The following is a 5,399-nucleotide window of genomic DNA, read 5'->3' on the forward strand; positions in this document are numbered from 1 at the left end:
TTAATTACTTCAACCAATTTCATTAATGGTACCGGATTCATAAAATGCATGCCTATTACATTACCCGGGTTTTTTGTAACTGCGGCTATTTCTGTAATTGATATAGAGGAAGTGTTAGATGCCAGTATAGTATGTAACGCGCATAAGTCGCTTAACTGTTTAAATAAATTCAATTTAATATCAAGGTTCTCTGTTGCCGCCTCAACAACCAGGTCGGCGTTTGCAGTGCCAGATTTTATATCTGTATAGGTTTTAATATTATTTAAAGCATTTGTTTTTGCCTGTTCATCAATAGTGCCTTTTTTAACCTGTTTATCTAAATTGTTACTTATGCTTTGTAGTGCACGCTGTAACGCATCGTTATTAATATCAACCAATGCCACATTAAAACCATATTGCGCAAATGTATGGGCTATACCATTCCCCATTGTTCCTGAGCCTATTACTGTTATATTTTTCATAATTACAAAACATCATCTGTATCAAAACTGTTACTTTTTGTGTTTAACTATATAATGCGTTATACTATCACAAATATTATAGTATATATTTGTATACATCAATTATAAACATATGAAATCCAATTTAAAAACTATTGCCGCACTATTCGTGTTTAGTGTTGTGGCTACAGTAGCAAAAGCTCAACTTACCAGTTCTTATAATCAAGGGTCAAGTTCTGGTGCAATGGTAGATGACGCAGGGAATGTTAGAAGAGCTTCCGAATATACAGGTTTGGTTGGCTCGCCTTATTTTACTGCTGATTGGAGCAAGGCAGATGTTACTTTTGCCGATGGCTCTGTACAAAAAGAAAAAGTTGTAAAATACGATGAATTAAAAGATAAGCTCTTTACCCAAATCAAGGATGATAAAATGGGCGAATTTGATATACCTGTTGCCGATTTTACAATTACAGCTGCTGATGGTACGGTAGCGAAATTTAGCAAAATACCGGGTAACGGAAAATTTGGTGATGATGCGTTTTTTGAAGTCCTAAGCGACGGAAAAGTTAAACTGGTTAGAAAAAACGCTAAGTCAATATCTGAATACAAAAAAGACCTGGGTACCGCGGTTACAACCCGTGAAGTGGTTGATAATATTGATTATTACCTGGTAATATCGGGTAAACTTGTAAAAGTTAAAAAGGACAAAAAATCTGTTGAGGCTGCCTTAGGAAGCAAACAAACTGAATTAGATGCTTATATAAAAAGCAATAATTTGAATTTAAAGAATGATGCTGATCTGGCTAAGTTAATTACTCAATACAATACTTTATAGTTCTATTTTTTGAAGCGCTATATTTTCTTTATTGATCCTATCAATTACTGTAATTGATAGGATTTTTTTTGTTCTGGCGTATTTAACTATCACTTGCTCTGCGTCCGCATCACTATCGCCATTAAATACCACCGCATTTACAGGGATATTTCTATTAGCTAATGCTTCTAGCGATAACAGCGTATGGTTAATACTGCCCAGATAATGTTTTACTACCAGGATAACTTCAGCATCTAACTGCTTAATCAGATCTATCATTAAAAAATCATCATTAAGCGGAACCATTAAACCTCCGGCGCCTTCAATAATTAATTGATTATCAGTTTCAGGAAGATGAATACTTTTAGGATCTATTACTATGCCATCAATAGCAGCGGATTTATGCGGCGAAAAAGGCTGAGTTAAACAATAAGCTTCGGGATGAAATTTTGATCTGTTATTAGATACCAGGCTTTTAACCTTTAATGTATCACTATTATCCAGATCGCCGGATTGTATGGGTTTCCAATAATCGGCTTTTAATTGTTCAGTTAAAATAGCCGATACAATTGTTTTGCCAATACCTGTACCAATGCCGGTTATAAATAATGGTTTAGCCTGCATATAATAAATTATTGATTGTATTAGTTAATAATTCCAAGTCGTTAACTGTATTAAAAGCGTGCAGGCATATTCTTATTCTTTCACTTCCCTGCGCAACTGTTGGACTAAGTATAGCCCTAACATCCAAACCATTATCCTGCAAATGCATTGCTGTTTTTTTAGCCCATTCATTGCTTTTTAGAAGTATACACTGAATAGGGCTTTCACTATTAATTAATGGATATGTTTTGGATGCAGTTAGCATTTGTTTAAATAAATTAATATTATTTTGAAGTGCAGTTATCTCTTCGGCAGATTTATGCAATAATATACAGGCCATTTTTATAGATGCCAGCTGGTGTAGTGGGGCAGCAGTTGTATATATAAACGACCGCGCGAAATTAATCAAATATTCACGCAATAAATTATTCCCCAATACCACAGCGCCATGACATCCTAATGCTTTCCCAAAGGTTACTATCCTGGCAAAGACGCGCTTTTCGAGCTTAAGCCGGGTTATGATTCCCGTTTTATACAAACCAACTGCATGTGCCTCGTCAACAATTAAATGCGCGCCATATTTTTCTGTTATGTCTAATAGCTCAATTATGGGTGGCGAATCCCCATCCATGGAGTATACGCTTTCAATTACCACATAACAATTGCCTTTGGCCTGCTTTAATTTAGCTTCAAGACCGGCTATATCATTATGTTTAAAGGTGTAACGGTTGGCATGGCTCAGCCGCGCTCCGTCAATAATAGAAGCATGAATCAGCTCATCAGTTATTATAGTATCACCACGTTGGGGGAGGGAAGAGAGCAATCCTAAATTAGCATCGTAGCCAGAGTTAAACAGTAAGCCGGCCTCACTATTAAACAACTTAGCTATTTCTTTTTCCAGTTCTTCTGTATAATTCAAATTCCCTGATATTAACCTCGAACCGGTTGCACCATTTAAAACAAGATGGTTGCTATTTATTTCCTCATTTATTTTATTTTTTAAGGCTGATGACCTTGAAAAACCTAAATAATCGTTCGAGCAAAAATCAATCAGGTTGTTTTCAGGCTTTAAAATCCTGTAAGAACCGACTATGCGCCTTTCATTCAGCCGCTGCTCTATATATTTCTCTGCTGATGCCAATGTGTAATTTTAGGTAAAAATAAAAAAAGCCCCGGTTTATCGGGGCTTTTCTTTTATCAGTTTTGCGTTATTAGTTACCGCCTTGTTGCATTTTAGCGCGCATTTCATCTTGCCCTTTTTTTAATGCGGCAGCTTGCTCAGGGGTTAAAATGGCATTAACCTTTGCTGTAAGCGCCGTTCTTAATGCAGTTTGTGCCGGCATACGTGCATCTCTGTCTGGTACAGCTGTTCTTAGGCTATCGGTGCTTTTAGTGTTAGCTGTGTAAACAGCAGTAAGTTTTGTAGCCTGGTCATCACTAAGCGTTAATGGTGCGATCATCGTTTTAACCGACGCTAATTGTTGTTCAGGTGTCATTCTCGGTCTGCCTTGTGCAAAACTAACTGCGCTAACTCCTAATATGAAGGCGCATACAAATAATAATTTTTTCATTTCTTTTAGGTTTAATTGGTTAAAAATTAGTTTACTAATATATAGTTATTTATACTTCAATATGTAATAAAAAAGCCCCGGTTTATTGGGGCTTTTCTTTTATTAGATTCAAACGATTAGTTACCGCCTTGCATAAATTGTTTCATTCTTTCAGCCTGTGCATCTACCTGTTTTTGAAATGTAGCAGCCTGGTCAGCAGTTAAAATAGCTTTGATTTTAGCATTGGTAGCATTTGTAATTGGAGTCCTTTTTGCCATCATTGCAGCCCTGTCAGGAGCATCGCCACCCGCAGTCATCGCTGTTCTTAAGCTGTCCATGCTTTTTGCTTGTACTTCATAAATTGTTTTAACTTTAGCTGTTTGGTCATCATTAAGTGTTAAAGATGTTTTTAAAGCTGCAGCTGATTCTTCAGGAGTTTGTCTTTGTCTGCCCTGGGCAAAACTTACCGCGCAAATTCCCATTACAAATGCGCATACAAATAATAACTTTTTCATGTATTTTGGTTTAATTGATAAATATTATATACTCTAATATATAAGTATGATGGTGTTTATTAAAATAAATGCGACCAATAGGCACATTATATCGACCATTCCATGAAAAAGTTGCGGTTACCAAGCGCGTGTTTTTTATTTTGTCAGCGTCATTAATTACCGCCTTGTTGCATTTTAGCCCGCATTTCATCCGTATACTTTTTATATGCGGCGGCTTGTTCCGGGGTTAAAATAGCATTAACTTTAGTGTTTGTAGCTGTCATCACAGGCATCATTTTCTCTCTTAATACACTTCTGTCATCCCCTGTAGCAGTTCTTAGGCTATCTATACTTTTAGAAGAAGCAGTATAAACTACGGTAAGCTTCGCAATCTGGTCATCGGTAAGCGTTAATGGCGTTATAGCTGTTTTAAGCGTTCTTAAACGTTGCTCAGGAGTTCCGCCACCTCTTCTTTGTCCGCCCTGCGCGAAGCTAACCGCGCTAATGCCTATTAAGAACAGGCACACTAATAATATTTTTTTCATTTTGTTTGGGTTTTATTTGTTTGATATGTTAAAGATATGGGCTTACCGATTATGTACAATGATGTAACTTAAATGTTGCCCTAAATCAAAATTCAGGGCAAAAAAAAAGCGTTCGCCGCTTTGGGAACGCTTTTTTTCTAGTTTTAGAAATCGTTAGTTACCACCACCACCTTGGGCGCGTCTAGCAGCCGCATCATCCTGGATCTTTTTATAAGCAGCAGCCTGATCTGGAGTTAAAATAGCCATGATCTTAGCCGTTTGTGCTGCTCTTAAGGCAGTTTGTGCAGGCCTCATTGCGGCCCTGTCTGTACCGGCAGCAGTTGCTGCAGCCCTTAAGCTATCCTGACTTTTTGCCGATGCAGTAAAAATAGTTGTAACCTTAGCTACCTGATCATCAGTTAAACCTGTTATTTGTGTTTTTAACCTTTCTACCTGTTGTGCCGGAGTTTGTTGTTGCCTCCCCTGGGCAAAGCTTACTGCACTAACTCCAATTACGAAAGCGCATACTAATAATAACTTTTTCATATTCATTATGTTTATTGTTTTGGTTATGATAAAGATATATGCATAAGGTTTAATATTTACTTTGTAACTTAATTGTTGCCCTCTAATTTAGCTATTGATCGTTGCATCTGCGCCATCATGCTTGTAAGGCTTTCCATAGTTGGCTCGGGTGTTGGTAATGGAAGATGAGTAGATATATAGGCCTTTGCCTTCCATATCTCTAAAATATCCTCTCCGTTTATTTCGTAAGGTTCATATACAGGGTTGTCTGATACCAGTTTCAATTTCTTGTTATCTTTAAATTTATTGCCAATACGCTTATATACAACACCATCACTTTTTGACACTATAACATAAGTTTCAGACGGCTTTACATCGCCCCAATTCTCTACATACTCACCTATAATAGATGTACCCGATAACAGCGGGAGCAAAGAATCGCCCTATAT

The 5,399-nt window shown here is 37.1% G+C and carries 8 protein-coding genes and 1 pseudogene; 1 reads left to right on the forward strand and 8 read right to left on the reverse strand.

Annotation, left to right across the window (positions count from 1 at the left end):
- A partial coding sequence (locus JWP71_RS05160) for a 3-hydroxyacyl-CoA dehydrogenase NAD-binding domain-containing protein (RefSeq protein ID WP_299497687.1) occupies positions 1 to 461 on the reverse strand: 461 nt, incomplete at its 3' end.
- A 112-nt stretch (positions 462 to 573) separates the two neighbouring features.
- On the opposite strand from JWP71_RS05160, the gene JWP71_RS05165 reads away from it, so the two are divergent.
- On the forward strand, positions 574 to 1,275 hold the full coding sequence (locus JWP71_RS05165) for a hypothetical protein (protein WP_299497688.1): 702 nt from the start codon (positions 574 to 576) through the stop codon (positions 1,273 to 1,275).
- Here JWP71_RS05165 and bioD read toward each other — a convergent pair.
- The 7 genes and pseudogenes from bioD to JWP71_RS05200 all read right to left on the reverse strand — a co-directional run.
- Positions 1,270 to 1,878 (reverse strand): dethiobiotin synthase, encoded by a 609-nt coding sequence (bioD, locus tag JWP71_RS05170; RefSeq protein WP_299497689.1) that lies wholly within the window; start codon positions 1,876 to 1,878, stop codon positions 1,270 to 1,272. The genes JWP71_RS05165 and bioD overlap by 6 nt on opposite strands.
- Positions 1,868 to 2,998 (reverse strand): 8-amino-7-oxononanoate synthase, encoded by a 1,131-nt coding sequence (locus JWP71_RS05175; protein WP_299497691.1) that lies wholly within the window; start codon positions 2,996 to 2,998, stop codon positions 1,868 to 1,870. The genes bioD and JWP71_RS05175 overlap by 11 nt, the downstream gene beginning before the upstream one ends.
- Before the next feature lie 70 nt (positions 2,999 to 3,068).
- Entirely contained in the window at positions 3,069 to 3,428 is a 360-nt protein-coding gene (locus JWP71_RS05180; RefSeq protein WP_299497692.1) for a hypothetical protein, read from the reverse strand.
- 116 nt (positions 3,429 to 3,544) lie between these two features.
- Positions 3,545 to 3,922, reverse strand: coding sequence for a hypothetical protein (locus JWP71_RS05185; protein WP_299497693.1), 378 nt, complete (start codon positions 3,920 to 3,922; stop codon positions 3,545 to 3,547).
- A 152-nt stretch (positions 3,923 to 4,074) separates the two neighbouring features.
- Positions 4,075 to 4,446 (reverse strand): hypothetical protein, encoded by a 372-nt coding sequence (locus JWP71_RS05190; protein WP_299497694.1) that lies wholly within the window; start codon positions 4,444 to 4,446, stop codon positions 4,075 to 4,077.
- Between the two features lie 153 nt (positions 4,447 to 4,599).
- The gene (locus JWP71_RS05195; protein ID WP_299497696.1) at positions 4,600 to 4,971 is read right to left on the reverse strand and encodes a hypothetical protein; all 372 of its coding nucleotides are present in this window, start codon (positions 4,969 to 4,971) and stop codon (positions 4,600 to 4,602) included.
- Positions 4,972 to 5,039: 68 nt separating this feature from the next.
- Positions 5,040 to 5,399, reverse strand: a pseudogene (locus JWP71_RS05200) (S24 family peptidase); the annotation flags it as partial.

This window comes from Mucilaginibacter sp. (genome assembly GCF_028287845.1).
Taxonomy (GTDB): Bacteria; Bacteroidota; Bacteroidia; order Sphingobacteriales; family Sphingobacteriaceae; genus Mucilaginibacter.

What these genes read in the sequence shown, in the direction of transcription:
- JWP71_RS05185 (WP_299497693.1), bottom strand. Translation starts at nt 3,922, where the DNA reads ATGAAAAAGTTATTATTTGTATGCGCATTTGTAATGGGAATTTGCGCG.
- JWP71_RS05195 (WP_299497696.1), bottom strand. Translation starts at nt 4,971, where the DNA reads ATGAAAAAGTTATTATTAGTATGCGCTTTCGTAATTGGAGTTAGTGCA.
- bioD (WP_299497689.1), bottom strand. Translation starts at nt 1,878, where the DNA reads ATGCAGGCTAAACCATTATTTATAACCGGCATTGGTACAGGTATTGGC.
- JWP71_RS05190 (WP_299497694.1), bottom strand. Translation starts at nt 4,446, where the DNA reads ATGAAAAAAATATTATTAGTGTGCCTGTTCTTAATAGGCATTAGCGCG.
- JWP71_RS05165 (WP_299497688.1), top strand. Translation starts at nt 574, where the DNA reads ATGAAATCCAATTTAAAAACTATTGCCGCACTATTCGTGTTTAGTGTT.
- JWP71_RS05180 (WP_299497692.1), bottom strand. Translation starts at nt 3,428, where the DNA reads ATGAAAAAATTATTATTTGTATGCGCCTTCATATTAGGAGTTAGCGCA.